The organism is Microbispora sp. NBC_01389 (assembly GCF_045040095.1).
Lineage (GTDB): Bacteria > Actinomycetota > Actinomycetes > Streptosporangiales > Streptosporangiaceae > Microbispora.
Map to the genome: position 1 here is coordinate 3,438,738 of NZ_CP109552.1, position 15,603 is coordinate 3,454,340.

Below are 15,603 nucleotides of genomic sequence, written 5' to 3' on the forward strand. Positions count from 1 at the left end.
CATGGACGACACCAACACGCGGTGGCGGCAGATCAACATCACCTATCCCGGTGACGGCCGCGACCGCGAACAGCAAGCCTCCGCCCACCTGTCCCGCATCCTCCCCGCCGCTGAAGGCTCTGGAACGATCACCGCATGGTGGTTTATCCGCAAAGGTCCGTGGCGTGTCCGCTACCGGCTTTCAGACCCGACGCGGACCGACCCGGTACGCGACCTGCTCGGCGCCGGAATGAGGTGGACAAGCGATATCTACGAGCCAGAGGTCCACGCCTTTGGTGGCCCCGAGAGCATGACAGCGGCTCACACGCTATTCCATGACGACAGCCGCCACATGGTCGCCTTCCTCTCCGGAGAAGCGCTCGACCGGCGGGAATGCTCTCTCATCTTGCTCACCACGTTCATGCGAGCCGCAGGTCTGGATTTTATCGAACAGGGTGATGTGTGGGCACAGGTCGCCGAGCAGCGAGCGCCTCTACTCGGAGAAACACTCGACCCCACCACATGGGCGGAGTTCACCAACGCGGTCCGCCGACTCCTGCTCGGCACCACCCGCCCAGGCGCTCTCCCTGACTACTGGCTGGCCGCGTTTCAGAAAGCAGGCTCCGAGCTACGGCAGATCAGAGAGCGCGGCGATCTCACCCGAGGAATCCGCGCAGTGACCGCACTGCACGTGATCCACCACTGGAACCGGATCGGGCTCCCCGGCCCAGGACAAGCCATGCTCGCACAAGTCGCGAAAGAAGCTGTGTTCGGTGCCGGGCCTCGGCCGAAGGGCACAAGCCCCTGACCGTCAGCCGGCAGCGCCCAGGAGCGGGTCATTCGCGTAGCAGCGACGCGTTGTAACCGCCGCTGCCAACCTCCAGTTCAGTCGAACGACCCGCCTGCCCCACGATTAGCTGCTCTTCCGCTGGGCGCCCCTGGCTACAGGGCGTTGAGGAAGCGGGCCGCGGCGGGGGCGGCCACCTGGGCTCCGGTGCCGCCGCCCTCGACCACCACGGCAAAGGCCAGGTCGCCCTGGTAGCCGATGAACCACGAGTGGGTGGGCGGGTTGGTCCCGGAGCCGTACTCGGCCGTCCCGGTCTTGCCGGCCGTGCCGGCGGGGAAGGACACGCCGCTCGCGGTGCCCTCGCTGACGACGGCGGGCATGAGGCGGCGCAGCGCGGAGGCCACCGCGGGTTCGAGCGTACGCGGGGGAGTGCCGCCGTCCGGGACGAGCGAGGCCGGCACCAGCCGTGGCTGCCGCCAGGTGCCCGCGGCGACGGCGCCCGCGACCGCGGCCATGTTCAGCGGGCTGGCCAGGACGCGTCCCTGGCCGATGGCGGCGGACGCGAGGTCGGTGTCGTCGCGCGGCGCGGGGAAGGCGGCGTCCACGGCGGGCACGCCGATCTTGATGCTCGCGCCGAAGCCGAAGTCGGCGGCCACCTTGGCCAGGCGGTCCGCGCCGAGACGCCGCACCGACATCTCGCCGAACGTCGTGTTGCACGAGTGGGCGAAGGCGTCCACGAAGGGCAGCGTGCCGTAGTCGTGGTGCTCGGCGTTGTGGAACGGGAAGCCGCCGATCGTCTTCTCGGCCGGGCACTCGACGTTCTGGTCCGGCGTGACGCCACCGGCGACCAAGGCCGAGGCCGTCACGACCTTGAAGGTGGAGCCGGGCGGGTACGCGCCGAGCAGGGCGCGGTTGTAGCCGCCCGGCTTGTTCACCACCGCCAGGACCTCGCCCGTGGACGGGCGCAGCGCGACGAGCGAGGCGGGTTTGTCCACGCCGTCCAGGGCCCGGGCCCCCGCCCGGTGCACCCGCAGGTCGAGCGTGGTCCGCAGCGGCTCGCCGGGCTTCGCCCCGCCCTCGGCGAGGGTGACGACCCTCGCGCCCGTCTGCGTGTCGACGAGGTCGGCCCGTGCGGACGCGGTCCCGGTCAGGCGGGAGCCGTACCCTTCGCGCAGCCCCTCCACGAGCTGCCGCACGGAGCCGGGAGTGTCCGGCGTGTCGATGCGGGTGCCGTCAGCGGCGGTCGTCGGGGCGCGCTCGGCGGGCACCGTGCTGAGCTTGGCCCGTACGCCGCCGGTCAGCCGCGGGTGGACGGCCGCCGGGGTCCAGGCCACCTTCCAGGCGCGGTCGCGCTCGACCAGCCGCAGCCTCCCGTCGTACGCGACGGGCAGCGGGCCGGTGAGCCGGGCCCGGAACCGCACGGTCTCCTCCTGGACGCCCGTCACCTGGAACCGCTGCCCGGTCAGCTTCAGGTCGTCGTGGAAGCGGCGGTAGGTGCTGTCGAACGCGGCCGGCGGGTCAGCGGTGAGCGTGCGCATCGCCGCGTAGTCCGAGCGCGACCAGGCCGCGAGGAAGTCACGCGCGGTCTCCTCGGGCGAGCCCTTCGTGCGCAGCGCCCAGATGGTCGCCCCCGCGGCCACCACCGGAACGAGCACCCCCGCCGTGACGTACGGCCACCGCCTTCGCCTTCGCTCTCGCATGCGTCCCCCTTGGATTCGAGTGCGCGTCAAGAGCAGCAGACCGGCCTGGAGTATGTCCAATATGGATATCAACGCGCTTCATGTGTGGTTTGGATATGCTCCCAGCTCGTGGACCTTGTCCGGCATCTCGGCTACTTCCTCGTCGTGACGGAAGAGCTGCATTTCGGGAACGCGGCCGCGCGGCTGGGCATGGCCCAGCCGCCGCTGAGCCAGCGCATCAGGCGGCTGGAGGAGGAGCTGGGCATGCGCCTGTTCGAGCGGTCGAGCCGCCGGGTCGCGCTGACCGAGGCGGGCCGGCTGCTGGTGCCCGAGGCCCGCGAGATCGTCGCCAGGGTGGAGCGGATGCGCGACCTCATGGCCGACCTGGCGCGCGGCGACGCGGCGGTCGTGCGTGCGGGCGTGCCCGCCGACCTGGGCGCCCCCGTGCTCGCCGCGCTCATCGCGGGGTTCCGCGACCTCCGCCCCGACGTACGGCTGGCGCCGGCCGAGATGGGCACGGCCGCGCAGGTCGCCGCGCTGCTGGAGGGCAGGCTCGACGTCGGGCTGCTGCGGCATCCGGTCGCCGTGGACGGGCTCGCCTACGGGCCGATGCTCGTCCGGCACCCGGGCGTCCTGCTGGCCGAGGACGACGAGCTGACCGCCTGGGCGACCGTGCACCTCGGCGACCTGGCCGGGCGGGAACTGGTGCTGTTCCCCCGGGACGCCGAGCCCGGCCTGTACGACGACACGCTGGCATCCTGCCGCCGCGGCGGCTTCGTGCCCACCGCGATCACCCGCACCGACCGCGCGGAGTTCGCCCTCGGCCTGGTCCTGTCCGGCACCGCCGTCGCGTTCGGCGCCCCCGCCGAGATGCCGGGAGTGGTGTGGCGGCCCCTCGCGGGCACGCCCCTCGCCTGGCGCTGGCTCCCGGCCTGGCGGGCCGAGCCGGGGCCGTACGTGCGAGACTTCACGGCCGTGGCCGTACGGGTGCTGAAGGAGAGCGCGGGCATGGTGGACGAAGGGGCGCCGCCCACGCACCGGCCGCCCATGCCCCGCGTGGCGCCGCGCCCGGCGACCGGGTTCCTCGCGTGAGCCCCGGCGTGGACCCGCTGGAGCGCGTCTTCCGCACCGCCGGCGTCACCGGATGGCTGCACGCCGTCGACGTCGACGGCGGGCGCGAGGTGGGCCTGCGGGCCGGCGAGCCGGTGGTGCTCGCGTCGGTCTTCAAGCTGCCCCTGCTGCTGGAACTGCACCGCCAGGCCGAGCGCGGGCTGCTCGACCTCGCCGGGCTCGTCCGCGTGCCGGCGGAGGGCCGTACGAGTGGAGGCACCGGGCTGGCGGCGATGCTGGACGACGCCACGCTGTCGCTGCGCGACCTGGCGTACCTGATGATGACGGTGAGCGACAACGCGGCGGCCGACGTGCTGCTGGCCCGGGTGGGCCGGGAGGCGGTCAACGCGCTGCTCGACGGCCTCGGGCTCACGGAGACGCGGGTGGTGCACGGCTGCCGCGACATGCTCACCAGCCTGTGGGAGGACGCGGGCGTGGCGGACCAGTCCGATGTGACGCAGGCGTGCGCCGATCCCGAGGTGGTGGCGCGGCTGCGCGCGCTCGACCCGGGGCGGAGCAACCGGAGCACGCCCCGCGAGATGACCCGGCTGCTGGCCATGATCTGGCGGGACGAGGCGGCGGGCGCGGCCTCCTGCGCGGCGATCCGCCGCCTCATGGCCCTGCAGGTCTGGCCGCACCGGCTGGCCTCGGGCTTCCCGTTCGACGACGTCGCGGTGAGCGGCAAGACGGGCACGCTGCCCACGCTCCGCAACGAGGTCGGGGTGGTCGAGTATCCCGACGGCGGGCGCTACGCCGTGGCGGTCTTCACCCGGTCGCTCAGCACGGCGCAGAACCAGCCGCGGGCCGACGCCGCGATCGGAGCCGCCGCCCGCGTCGCGATCGACCAGCTCAGAACCCACACATGACAGGCCCGTTCTGTGTGGGCCGCGAGGGTGACACGTGGCCCGGGCGTGGCGAAGATGGGGGGATGGTCGAGGAAGGCGCTCTGCTCTGGGAACCCACGCCCGACGTCGTGCGTGCCGCCCGGATCACCCGATACATGGAACAGCTGGGCCACACCGGGGCGTACGCGGACGTGTGGAGGTGGTCGGTCGAGTCTCCGGCCGACTTCTGGACGTCGATATGGGACTACTTCGGCGTGATCGGCACGCGTGGCGACGGGCCCGTCATCCAGGGAACGATGCCGGACGCCGAATGGTTCGCCGGCTCGGCCCTCAACTACGCCGAGAACGCGCTGCGCGGCCACCCCGGCCGTACGGCGGTGGTCTTCCGCGACGAGTCGGGCAGCCGCTGGCAGTACTCGCTCGGCGAGATCCGCGAGGAGGTCGCCCGGGTCCGGGCGGGGCTGGTGCGGCTCGGCGTCGGACGCGGCGACCGGGTCGCGGCCTACGTCCCGAACATCCCCGAGGCGCTCATCGCCTTCCTCGCCACCGCCTCGCTCGGGGCGATCTGGTCCTCCTGCTCGCCCGACTTCGGCGCGCCCAGCGTGACCGACCGGTTCGCCCAGATCGAGCCGAAGGTGCTGATCGCGGTGGACGGCTACCGCTACGGCGGCAGGGCGTACGACCGGTCGGAGGTGGTGCGGGAGATCGCCGGGAAGCTGCCGGCGCTGCGGGCGACCGTCTGGATCCCCCGGCTCGGCGCGGACGCGCCCGAAGGCGCGCCGAGCTGGGACGACCTGCGCGCCGAGTCCGCGCCGCTGGAGTTCGAGCGGGTGCCGTTCGGCCATCCGCTGTGGGTGCTCTACTCCTCGGGCACCACCGGCCTGCCCAAGCCGATCGTCCACGGCCACGGCGGGATCGTCCTGGAGCATCTCAAGTCGCTGTCCTTCCATCAGGACCTCGGCGAGGGGGACGTGTTCTTCTGGTACACCACCACCGGCTGGATGATGTGGAACTACCTCATCGGCGGCCTGCTGGCGGGCGCCACCGTCCTGCTGTACGACGGCAGCGCGGCCCATCCCGGCACCGAGGCCCTGTGGCGGCTCGCCGCCGAGGAGGGCGTGACCTACTTCGGCACGGGCGCGCCGTACATCGTGGCGTCGATGAAGGCCGGGCTGAGGCCGGAGGGCCTCGACCGGCTGCGCGGCATCGGCTCGACCGGCTCGCCGCTGCCGCCGGAGGGGTTCGCCTGGGTCTACTCCGAGGTCGGGCCCGGCGTGCAACTCGGCTCGTTCTCCGGCGGCACCGACGTGTGCACCGGGTTCGTCGGGCCGGTGCCGCTGCTGCCGATCAGGGCCGGCGTCATCCCGTGCCGCTGCCTCGGCGCGTCCGTCGAGTCGTTCGACGCCTCCGGCGCCCCGATCGTCGGCGAGGTGGGCGAGCTCGTCATCACCCGGCCCATGCCGTCCATGCCGGTCATGTTCTGGAACGACCCCTCCGGCGACCGGTACCGGGAGTCGTACTTCGCCGACTATCCGGGCGTCTGGCGGCATGGCGACTGGATCAAGATCCTCCCCGACGGCGGCTGCGTCATCTACGGCCGGTCCGACTCCACCCTGAACCGCGGCGGGGTGCGCATGGGCACCAGCGAGTTCTACCGGGTCGTGGAGCGCTTCGAGGAGATCGCCGACAGCCTGGTCATCGACACCGGGCAACTCGGCCAGGAGGGCAGGCTTCTGCTCTACGTCACGCTCGCCGGCGGCGCGACCCTGTCCGACGACCTGGTCTCCCGGCTGCGTACGGCCCTGCGCACCGAGCTGTCGCCCCGGCACGTGCCCGACGAGATCCACGAGGTCCCCGGCATCCCCCGCACGCTGTCGGGCAAGAAGCTGGAGGTCCCCGTACGGAAGATCCTGCTCGGCACGCCCGTCGACCGGGCCGCCAACCCGGACGCCATGGCCAACCCCGAGATCCTCTCCCACTTCGTGCCAGACCACTGAGATCGCCCTCCGTATAAGTACACTTCTAAGAAGTCCACTTATAAGAAGCGCACTTATATCGAGACGTCGGATTGTGGAGCCGGATCGACGGCTTCACCCAGGCCCGGCTGGGCGTCCTGCTGGACAAACGGATGGTGGTGCGCTCGGCGCTGCTGCTCAGCACCCAGCACCTGGCGGTGGCCGACGACTTCCGCCGGTTCCGGCCGTTGCTGCAACCGGTTCTCGACCGTACGGCGGGCAGACAACCTGCTACTCGGCCACGCCGACCGGACCCGCGTGATCGGCGACGCCGATCGGAGACGGGTGAGCCGGGCGCGGCGACGGTGCTGCCGACCTTCCTCGTGGACGGGTTCGTCCACGGCAGCTGGTCGGTCAAGGGCGGCATCTTGCGCCTCGTCCCGTTCCGGCCGTTGGGGGCGGCCGGGACGAGCGCGGTGACGGAGGAGGCCGAACGCCTGCTGCCGTTCCTCGGAGCCGAGGACGTCGCGTACGTGTGAAGGAAGCGGTTACGGGACGAGGGCGTACGCGCGGACGGGGAAGGTGCCCATGCCGGAAACGGCCACGGGCGCCGCGTGGAGCCGGAACCCGGTGTGCGGCAGCCGTTCCAGTCCGCGCATGTGCTCGATGATCGGAATGCCCGCGGTCAGCAGGGCGGTATGGGCCGGGCGGAGCCCGTCCGCCATGTCGTCGATGTTGACACTGTCGATGCCGACGACGGCCGGTTGCCGCTCGGCGAGCAGGGCGGCCGCGTCCGCCGTCAGGAAAGGGTGGTCCGGGGCGCCGTAGGCCGGTTTGCCCCAATGTCTGTCCCAGCCCGTACGCAGCAGGACCGCGCGTCCTCTGACGTCGTGGCCTTCGAACGCGTCGGCGCCGATACCTCGCCGGGGAGAGCCGGAGACGTCGATCAGCAGGCCGGGGACGTCGACCAGCCGGGACAGGTCGATCTGGGCAAGGTCCTCGCCCTCCGCGAGACGGTGGAACGGCGCGTCGAGGTACGTTCCGGTGTTCGCCACCATCATGATGCGGCCGATCTGGAACTCGGTGCCCGGAGCGTACCGGTCGCGGGAATCCTCGCGCGTCAGGTAATCGGTGATCTCCGGTGCGGGCAGGCCGGGATAGGTGACCATGCCGTGCCGGACCACATGACTGAGTTCGACGACACGGGCGCGCGGGTGCTGCTGATCCTCAGACATCACGTGGTCAGGATGACGTAGCCAGGACGCGTTCGTACGCCTCCTGGAGGAGTTGGGACGCGCGGGGGCGGCCGGGGTCCGGGCGGGGGATGCCCAGGTGCGCCTCGCGCAACTCGTCCATCAGGTCTTCCCAGAGAGGCGGCCCGCCCTCCTCCAGCAACCGTGCCCGTACGGCCAGCTCCGGTGTCGCCGGGAGGTGGCGCAGGCCCCAGGAGCCCAGCGCGACCATGATCGGGACCGTCTGGATGCCCGCCTCGGTGAGACTGTAGGTCCCTCGCCGTCCTCGCCCCGCCTCCTCGTGGGTCAGGAGCCCCTTGGCGACGAGGGCCTTGAGGCGGCTGCTGAGGATGTTCGACGCGATCCCCTCCACGGAGCCCGCGAGCAGGTCACGGAAGTGCCGGCGCCCACCGAAGATCATGTCGCGCAGCACGATGAGGCTCCACCTGTCTCCGAGCGCCTCCACCGACCCGTTGATCGGGCAGCCCGACCGTGGCTCGTCCCGCATGCTCGACCTCCGGCTGGTTGCGTTTTACAACCACCTACTTTACGCTCTTTCCCAGTGATTGCAATCTGCAACCACTTCTTGAGATCAGGAGACCGACCATGTCGCTTGTGAGGTTGCACAACTTCGCCGTCTCGCTGGACGGCTTCGCCACCGGCGAGGGGCAGAGTCTCGAGGAGCCGTTCGGTCACGCGGGCGGACGGCTGCACGAGTGGTTCGTCGAGACGCGGACCTTCCAGGCCATGCAGGGGAAGACCGGCGGGAGCACCGGGGTCGAGGACGCCCTGGCCCGTGCGTGGGACCCGGGCATCGGGGCGGAGATCATGGGCCGCAACAAGTTCGGGCCGCAGCGGGGCCCGTGGGAGAACCACGACTGGAACGGCTGGTGGGGGCCGAACCCGCCGTTCCACACGCCGGTCTTCGTCCTGACCCACCACCCCCGGCCCTCCGTGGAGATGGAAGGGGGCACCACCTTCCATTTCGTCGACGCCACCCCGCAGGAGGCGCTGCGTCAGGCCCGCGAGGCGGCGGGCGACCTCGACGTGCGCATCGGCGGCGGGCCGAGCACCGTCCGCCAGTTCCTGGCCGCCGACCTGGTCGACCACATGCACGTCGCCGTCGTCCCGATCGTCCTCGGCCGCGGCGAACGGCTGTGGGACGGGCTGGAGGAACTCGAGAAGCGCTTCCGCATCGAGTCGGTGTCCACCCCCAGCGGCGTCACCCACGTCACCTTCACCCGGCCGTAAGCCCAGCCCGTAAGCCCACGACCCGAAGGCCGACCGACATGACCGAGCACCAGGTTTCCGAGCACCAGGTTTCCGAGCACCAGGTTTCCGAGCACCAGGTTTCCGGGGACGACGTTTCCGGGCACATCGCGCCTGTGGACATCACGTCCGTGAACGTCGTCTCCGAGGACGGCACGACCCTCGCCGTCGACACGATCGGCCAGGGCGCGCCGGTCGTCCTCGTCGGCGGCGCGTTCAACGACCGCTCGACCGTGGCCGCGCTCGCCGCCGAACTCGCGCCGGCGTTCACCGTGCTGACCTACGACCGGCGCGGCCGGGGGGCCAGCGACGACAGGAGCGAGGACTACCAGGTGGTCAACGAGGTCGCCGACCTGGCGGCTGTCATCGAGCACGCCGGTGGCCGGGCCTCGCTGTTCGGCCACTCCTCCGGTGCCGTCCTCGTGCTGGAGGCGGCCAGGCGCGGGCTGCCGATCGACCGGGTCGCCGTGTACGAACCGCCGTACCATGCCGACGATGACCAGCCGGGCCCGGCGGCCGACGTCTACGACCGGCTCAGGGCACTGGTCGCGGCCGGGGACCGCGACGGCGCGACGGAGCTGTTCCTCCGCGACGCGGTCGGCGTCCCGGCCGAGGCGATCGCCGGGATCAAGGCCGGCGAGGGGTGGGCGTTCATGGCGGACAAGGCCCTCAGCCTGCCGTACGACGTGCTGGTCACCGCGCCCTGGCAGGGGAGGCCGCACGAGCGGGTCGCCGGGATCGGCGTGCCGGTGCTGGCGGTCTACGGCGACCGGACCTCGCCCGGCCTCGCGAAGGCGACGGAGGCCGTCGCGGCGGCCCTCCCCGGCGCCGAACTGCGGGTGATGCCCGGGGAGGACCACGCGGTGCTGCAGCGCCCGGCCGCGCTGGCGCGCATCCTGACGGAGTTCTTCGCCTGACCGTCCACGGCGCTTGTACGGCCGAGGGGTGCCGGGCGGGCCGGAACTGTCGGAGCGGGCGGATGCCTTCGGATCGGCATGCGAATAGATGACACGATTCCGCTTTGAGCCAGGCATTGGCTTGGTCGCCCGGCTCGCATGACAGTCGACCAAGCCGACTCCACGGAACCCTAGGCAGATCAGAAGAAGGCGGGGTTGCGGGAGGCCCAGGCGAAGTAGGACGACGCCTGCTCCCGGAAGGGCCGGGGCCGCCAGGACAGCGTCCGCCGGGCCAGGGAGACGTCACTCGCCGCGTCCCTCCCGAGACGCGCGTCCGGATCGAGGTCGAGGTCCAGGTCCGCGGCGTTTGGGGGGGACGACCCGTATGAGCCCGTGCCCGGCGTGGTCCTCGGCGATCCGCAGCAGCTCGCCGAACGGGACGCGGCGGCCGGTGCCGAGGTTGTAGACGGCGCCGTCGGGTGCTGACGTAGACCAGCCGCTTCGGCGGCCGCGCGGCGGCCAGGACGGCGTCGAGCACGGCGCTGGTCCCCATCACGTTGACGTCCAGATAGTCGGCCGGGCGGGTCCGCTCCCAGCTCGGCACGTGGGTCAGCGCGGCGCCGTGCACGACCACGTCGAACCCCTCCGCGAGCGCCTCCCGCATGCGTCGGCCCGGCACCTGCACGCTACCGGCATCCCGCCCGCGCTGTCGGCGACGGCCCGCCGGTTCGCGTACGAGGCGATGGAGGCGGCGCGGGACGCCGGGGCGGGCGTCACCTTCGACCCGAACCTGCGTCCCACCCTCTGGCCGGACCACGGCGAGATGACGCGCCTCGTGGGCGACCTGGCCACGCGGGCCGACTGGGTGCTGCCCGGTGTCTTGGAGGGTGAGGCGCTGACCGGACGGCGCGAGCCGGAGGCCATCGCCGACCACTACCTGTCGCGGGGAGCGCGCGGAGTCGCCGTCAAGCTCGGCGCGGCGGGGGCCATGCTGTTCACGCCCGAGGGGTCGTGGACCTGCCCGCCGTTCCGGGTCGTCACGGTCGACACCATCGGGGCGGGCGACGGATTCGCGGCCGGGTTCGTCAGCGGCCTGCTCGACGGGCTCGACGAGGAGCAGCGGCTCCGGCGCGCGTGCGCGGTGGGGGCGCTCACCACCAGCAACAAGGGGGACAACGAGGGCATGCCCATCCGCGCGGAACTGGACGCCCTCCTAGCGGCCGACCTACCGGTGGAAGGTACGCGATGAGCGCACGCAGCCTCCTCGACGTCGTTCAGGCGGAGGTGGCCGGAGTCCTGGCGGAGATCGATCCGGCCACGCTGCAGACGGCGGCCGACCTGCTGGACCGCGCGCCGCGGATCTTCGTGGCGGGGGAGGGCAGGTCGGGCTACATAGCCCGGGCGTTCGCCATGCGCCTCGTGCACCTGGGCCGTACGGCGTACTTCGTCGGCGACACCTGCACGCCGTCGACCGGGCCGGGTGACCTGCTCGTCGCCGTCTCCGGGTCCGGGACGACGGCGGCCACCGTACGCGCGGCGCGGGCGGTGACCGACGGCGGCGGGGGAGTGCTGGCGGTCACCACCGCGCCGTCGTCGCCCCTCGCCTCCGGCGCGCTGCACGTCCTGCACGTGCCCGCCGCCACCAAGCACCGGCGCGAGGGCGAGGCGGCCACCGTGCAGCCCCTGTCGAGCCTGTTCGACCAGTGCACGCACCTGCTGCTCGACTGCGTCTGCCTGGAGCTCGCCCGGCGGCACGACGTGACCGACGAGCAGGCCAGGAAGGCCCACGCGAACACCGAGTGACACCGCCGACCTGGTGAGTACGGTGTGGTGATGGACGTGAAGATCAGCGGCATTCCGGTGCACGTCGTCGAGCACGGCGGCGGAATGCCCGTTCTGGCGTTGCACGGCGCGGGCGTGGACCATCGGGAAATGGCCGGTGCGCTGGAGCCGGTGTTCCGCGACCGGCCCGGCTATCGGCGCATCTATCCGGACCTGCCGGGAATGGGGCGCACTCCGTTGCCGGACTGGTTCCGTGGCTCCGACGACACCCTCGACGTCGTGCTCGGTCTGATCGACGCTCTTGCCGGAGACGAGCCGTTCGCGGTCGTCGGCCACTCCTTCGGCGCGTACCTCGCGAGGGCCGTCGCCAAACGGCGCCCGGAGCGGGTCGCGGGGCTGGCGCTGATCTGCCCCATCGGCGAGGAGGCGCGCGACGTACCCGCGCACGCGCTGCTGCACGGCTCGGCCGGCGTGGCCGACGCGCTGAGCCCTGACGAACAGGCCCAGTTCCGCGACTACTTCGTGGTGCGGACGCCCGCCATGGTGGAGCGGTTCCGGGAGTACGTGGCTCCGGCCCTGCCCCTGGTCGACGACGACGGCCTTGAGCGGATCTCCGAGCGCTGGCGGCTGAGCGACGCCGCCGTAAACGCGGCACCGTACACCGGCCCGGCACTGATCCTCGCCGGACGCCAGGACGGCACGGTCGGGTACGCCGGTCCGTGGGAACTGATGGAGCGGTATCCACGGGCCACGTTCGCCGTCCTGGACCGGGCCGGTCACGCGCTGCCGCATGAGCAGTCCGGGCTGTTCACCGCCCTCGTCGCCGAATGGCTCGACCGGGTGGACGAGCACCGTACGGCGTGAGCGTACGGGAATAAGCCTCAGCCGCTGACGGCGCGGAGGGCTCCGGGGTGGCGGCCGGTGAGCCGGTCGAGCCTCGCGGCGGTGGAGTCGTCGGCGGGCAGATAGGCGATCAGTAGCTGGCTGTCGTCGTCGGACAGGCCGAGGGTCTCGTAGGCCAGTCGCAGTTCGCCCTCCTGCGGGTGCGCCAGCCGTTCGACGCCGGTGCGGCTGTGCGGGCCGGGCGAAACCGTCAACCGGTCGATGAAGGGGGCGCCGGCGGCGAGGGTCAGCTCGTCGACGAGATGGCCGACGTGCGGGTCCTCCCGGCGAAGGCTCAGGCCGAGGACGGCGATCCGCTCGTCGGCCACCCGCTCCCACTCCGGATAGGCGGCCCTGGCCCTCGGGTCGGCGAACAGGTAGCGCAGCAGATTGGCCGGCCGGTGGTCCAGCAGACCGATGGGACCGGCGAGCCGCTCGAAGCCGTCCGTATGGGCGAGCACGTCACCGAGCCGGTTGACCACCAGCGCGGGGGCGGGTTCGAGCCGGTCGAGCAGAGCCCGCACGGTGGGACGCACCGACTGCGCGGGCGGCCCCTGGCACATGCCGACCAGCCGGCCCGCGCCGTCGGCCGCCTTGTAGTGGTTCAGCAGACGGAGGCGCTCGTCGGCGGACAGGCGCAACGCGTCGGCGAGGGCGGCGAGCACGGGCATCGAGGGGTGGCGGTCCCGCCCCTGCTCAAGCCGGGTCAGGTATTCGATACTGATCCCCGCGAGCGCGGCCAGCTCGGAACGGCGCAGGCCCGGAGTACGGCGCCGGCCGCCGCCGGGCAGCCCGACATCGGCAGGGGTGACGGCCTCGCGGCGGGCCCGCAGGAACTCGCCCAGAGTGTTGTCGCTCACGATCGCAGGCTATCGAGTGACCTCGTCTCCGATCGTGGCCCTGCCGGGGCCAGCCTCGGCCCGGCCTCCCTCCGATGGTCGCCGCCGCCGGATCCTTGGGTTTCCACTGTGATGAGGAGCGTCGAAATGGATCTGGGACTCACCGGCCGTACGGTCATCGTGACGGGAGCCTCCGGCGGCATCGGCCGCGAGATCGCCCGCGGGTTCGCCGCGGAAGGGGCCGACGTCGTGCTCACCTATCACCGCTCCCAGGAGGGCGCGGAGCGGCTCGCCAAGGAGATCGGCGGACGCTCGCTCGTCGTGCCGTACGAACTGGACGACGACGAAGCAGCCCGCACTCTGGTCGAGACCGTGATCGAGTGGTCCGGCCGGATCGACGTGCTGGTCAACAACGCGGTGCACTGGGGCGCCACCGAGCCGGACGCGGGCCTCGCCTTCGAGGCCGTGTCCGACGAGAGGTGGCAGAAGGTGATCCGGGCCAACGTCGAGGGCGCGCTCCGGCTCAGCCGGGCGGTCGTTCCGTCCATGCGAGAGCGCGGATGGGGCCGGCTGGTGCACATCTCCTCGGGCATCGCGGTCGACGGGATGCCCGGCGGTGAGTACTACGGCGCGGCCAAGGCGGCACTGCACGGGTTCAGCAGGTCCGCCGCGTTCGGGCTCGGCAAGGACGGCGACATCCTGTCCAACGTCGTCATGCCCGGCCTCACCCGGACGGAGACCAACGTCGCGATCGTCGAGCAGGCGGGCGGGCACTACGGCGCGCTGGCCCCGATCGGCCGCCTGCTCGACGCCGCCGAGGTGGCCAGCGCCGTCGTCTATCTGGGCTCCGCCGCCAACACCGGTATCACCGGACAGGCGGTCAAGGTCACCGGCGGAGCGTGAGTGCGGCCGCTCGTCTCCTATGGCGCGAGCAGCGGGAGCGCCGGGAAGGCGTGGTCCTGCCACAGCAGTCGCGAGGCCTCCTCCGGGTAGGCGGCGACCGTCGACGGCGTGTCGAAGAGCTGGGCGAGGCGGCGCTCGGCGTCGTACGGAGGCCAGCCCGGGTCGCCGTGCGCGGCGAACGCCGTCCACGCCGTACGGATCCGCGCGGACAGCTCCTCCGCCGCCGGGGAGGGCGGGTCGCCGATCAGCATGGCGGGCTGTCCGCTGCTCAGGTTGCCGAACACGAGCGGCACGTCCAGGCCGTGGCAGGCGCCGAGGGCGCCGCCCAGCCCTGGGGCGGGCCACGTCAGTTCGTAGAGGTGGGCCTGGCCGCCCCCGGCGATCTGCGCGTCGGCGAGGCGGAGGCTCGGCATGCGGAACAGCCAGTCGGCGTTGACCAGCTCGTACAGCTCCTCGTCGGCCGCGGCCGGGAACGCCTCGCGGTAGCGGCGCGCGCCGTCCGCGCCGGGAGCGAGCAAGCGCAGGGCGGTCTCGGTCTGCTCGGGTGCGACCTGGCCGAGCACGCCGTCGATCGGGCTGAACAAGCGGTGTTCGTCGCGCGTGTGCCCGAGCTCGGCGGCGCAGGCGGCGGTGATGTCGGCGGCCAGCTCGGGGGAGAAGAACGTGCCCGGCACACTCTGCGCGACCGCCCGGCGGAAGAGCCCGGCGGCGCGCGGCATGGCGAGCAACGCGGCGACCGATCCGCCGCCCGCCGACTGCCCGAAGACCGTGACACGGCCCGGATCGCCGCCGAACGCCCGGATGTTGTCCCGCACCCACCGCAGGGCCTCGACCTGGTCGAGCAGCCCCCGGTTGGCCGGGGCTCCGTCGATCAGCGCGAAACCCTCGATGCCGAGCCGGTAGTTGAGGGTCACGACCACGACTCCGCTCGCGGCCAGGCGCCCGGCGTCGTACTCCGGGAGGCCGGAGTTGCCCGCGACGTAACCACCGCCAGGGATCCACACCATCACCGGGAGCCCCGCCGCCGGGTCCGGTTCCGGCGTCCACACGTTGACGGTCAGCCAGTCGTCACCGGCGGCCTCCTGGGACCCGCCGAGCAGGCCGGACTGCGGGGGCGGCGGGCCGTACGCGACCGCCGGGCGCACCCCGACCCAGCCGCCCACCGGCCGCGGCGCGGCGAACCGCAGGGCGCCGACCGGCGACTCGGCGTACGGGATGCCGCGGAAGACCGCTATCCCCGCCTCCCGGCCGCCACGCAGGACGCCGGCCGCCGTGCGGACTTCCGGCTCGGACGCGTACGGCGTGCCAGACGCGGCGACGGCCACTTCGTGGTCTCCTCTCCGAACCTGCCCGGTCGAGCATGCCAACGCGTACGGACCACGGGCAAACCATTTTGGAAAGCGACGCCGGGTGGGCCTGAAAGCCTGATTTCGGCCGTCCGCCAC

Annotated in this window: 16 protein-coding genes and 1 pseudogene; 11 read left to right on the forward strand and 6 right to left on the reverse strand. The window is 72.3% G+C overall.

What is annotated here, in order from left to right:
* Position 1 precedes the first annotated feature (1 nt).
* Positions 2-787, forward strand: coding sequence for a thiopeptide-type bacteriocin biosynthesis protein (locus tag OG344_RS15625; RefSeq protein ID WP_405088834.1), 786 nt, complete (start codon positions 2-4; stop codon positions 785-787).
* 134 nt (positions 788-921) lie between these two features.
* Here the strand turns inward: OG344_RS15625 and OG344_RS15630 are convergent, their stop codons facing one another.
* Complete coding sequence (locus OG344_RS15630; protein ID WP_405088835.1) at positions 922-2,466, reverse strand: penicillin-binding transpeptidase domain-containing protein; 1,545 nt, start codon at positions 2,464-2,466, stop codon at positions 922-924.
* Between the two features lie 108 nt (positions 2,467-2,574).
* On the opposite strand from OG344_RS15630, the gene OG344_RS15635 reads away from it, so the two are divergent.
* The 4 genes from OG344_RS15635 (at position 2,575) to OG344_RS15650 (ending at position 6,894) form a co-directional block, all read left to right on the forward strand.
* Positions 2,575-3,537, forward strand: coding sequence for a LysR substrate-binding domain-containing protein (locus OG344_RS15635; protein ID WP_405088836.1), 963 nt, complete (start codon positions 2,575-2,577; stop codon positions 3,535-3,537).
* Positions 3,534-4,421, forward strand: a complete 888-nt coding sequence (locus OG344_RS15640) for a serine hydrolase (protein ID WP_405088837.1) — start codon at positions 3,534-3,536, stop codon at positions 4,419-4,421. The genes OG344_RS15635 and OG344_RS15640 overlap by 4 nt, the downstream gene beginning before the upstream one ends.
* A gap of 62 nt (positions 4,422-4,483) precedes the next feature.
* Positions 4,484-6,397, forward strand: coding sequence for an acetoacetate--CoA ligase (locus OG344_RS15645; RefSeq protein WP_405088838.1), 1,914 nt, complete (start codon positions 4,484-4,486; stop codon positions 6,395-6,397).
* 71 nt (positions 6,398-6,468) lie between these two features.
* Positions 6,469-6,894: a DNA glycosylase AlkZ-like family protein gene (locus OG344_RS15650; protein WP_405088839.1), complete on the forward strand. Its 426-nt coding sequence runs from the start codon at positions 6,469-6,471 to the stop codon at positions 6,892-6,894.
* Between the two features lie 9 nt (positions 6,895-6,903).
* Here the strand turns inward: OG344_RS15650 and OG344_RS15655 are convergent, their stop codons facing one another.
* Together OG344_RS15655 and OG344_RS15660 are read right to left on the reverse strand one after the other, a co-directional pair.
* Entirely contained in the window at positions 6,904-7,590 is a 687-nt protein-coding gene (locus OG344_RS15655; RefSeq protein ID WP_405089101.1) for a cyclase family protein, read from the reverse strand.
* 7 nt (positions 7,591-7,597) lie between these two features.
* Positions 7,598-8,095 (reverse strand): winged helix-turn-helix transcriptional regulator, encoded by a 498-nt coding sequence (locus OG344_RS15660; RefSeq protein WP_405088840.1) that lies wholly within the window; start codon positions 8,093-8,095, stop codon positions 7,598-7,600.
* Positions 8,096-8,193: 98 nt separating this feature from the next.
* On the opposite strand from OG344_RS15660, the gene OG344_RS15665 reads away from it, so the two are divergent.
* Complete coding sequence (locus OG344_RS15665; RefSeq protein ID WP_405088841.1) at positions 8,194-8,838, forward strand: dihydrofolate reductase family protein; 645 nt, start codon at positions 8,194-8,196, stop codon at positions 8,836-8,838.
* Positions 8,839-8,876: 38 nt separating this feature from the next.
* Entirely contained in the window at positions 8,877-9,773 is an 897-nt protein-coding gene (locus tag OG344_RS15670) for an alpha/beta fold hydrolase (RefSeq protein ID WP_405088842.1), read from the forward strand.
* A 517-nt stretch (positions 9,774-10,290) separates the two neighbouring features.
* Here OG344_RS15670 and OG344_RS15675 read toward each other — a convergent pair.
* Positions 10,291-10,416: pseudogene (locus OG344_RS15675) on the reverse strand (polysaccharide biosynthesis protein); the annotation flags it as partial.
* On the opposite strand from OG344_RS15675, the gene OG344_RS15680 reads away from it, so the two are divergent.
* Genes OG344_RS15680 through OG344_RS15690 form a run of 3 tightly spaced genes read left to right on the forward strand, consistent with a single transcriptional unit; the run spans position 10,357 to position 12,398 of the window.
* A complete protein-coding gene (locus OG344_RS15680; protein WP_405088843.1) occupies positions 10,357-11,001 on the forward strand; it encodes a carbohydrate kinase family protein in 645 nt (214 codons plus the stop codon). The pseudogene OG344_RS15675 and the gene OG344_RS15680 sit on opposite strands and share 60 nt — an antisense overlap.
* Complete coding sequence (gene hxlB, locus OG344_RS15685) at positions 10,998-11,555, forward strand: 6-phospho-3-hexuloisomerase (protein ID WP_405088844.1); 558 nt, start codon at positions 10,998-11,000, stop codon at positions 11,553-11,555. Before OG344_RS15680 ends, hxlB begins: the two co-directional genes overlap by 4 nt.
* Before the next feature lie 30 nt (positions 11,556-11,585).
* The gene (locus OG344_RS15690; protein ID WP_405088845.1) at positions 11,586-12,398 is read left to right on the forward strand and encodes an alpha/beta fold hydrolase; all 813 of its coding nucleotides are present in this window, start codon (positions 11,586-11,588) and stop codon (positions 12,396-12,398) included.
* A 17-nt stretch (positions 12,399-12,415) separates the two neighbouring features.
* Here the strand turns inward: OG344_RS15690 and OG344_RS15695 are convergent, their stop codons facing one another.
* On the reverse strand, positions 12,416-13,276 hold the full coding sequence (locus tag OG344_RS15695; RefSeq protein WP_405088846.1) for a helix-turn-helix domain-containing protein: 861 nt from the start codon (positions 13,274-13,276) through the stop codon (positions 12,416-12,418).
* A gap of 126 nt (positions 13,277-13,402) precedes the next feature.
* On the opposite strand from OG344_RS15695, the gene OG344_RS15700 reads away from it, so the two are divergent.
* On the forward strand, positions 13,403-14,158 hold the full coding sequence (locus OG344_RS15700) for an SDR family NAD(P)-dependent oxidoreductase (protein WP_405088847.1): 756 nt from the start codon (positions 13,403-13,405) through the stop codon (positions 14,156-14,158).
* Positions 14,159-14,175: 17 nt separating this feature from the next.
* On the opposite strand, the gene OG344_RS15705 is transcribed toward OG344_RS15700, so the two are convergent.
* Complete coding sequence (locus OG344_RS15705; RefSeq protein WP_405088848.1) at positions 14,176-15,483, reverse strand: carboxylesterase/lipase family protein; 1,308 nt, start codon at positions 15,481-15,483, stop codon at positions 14,176-14,178.
* Positions 15,484-15,603 lie beyond the last annotated feature (120 nt).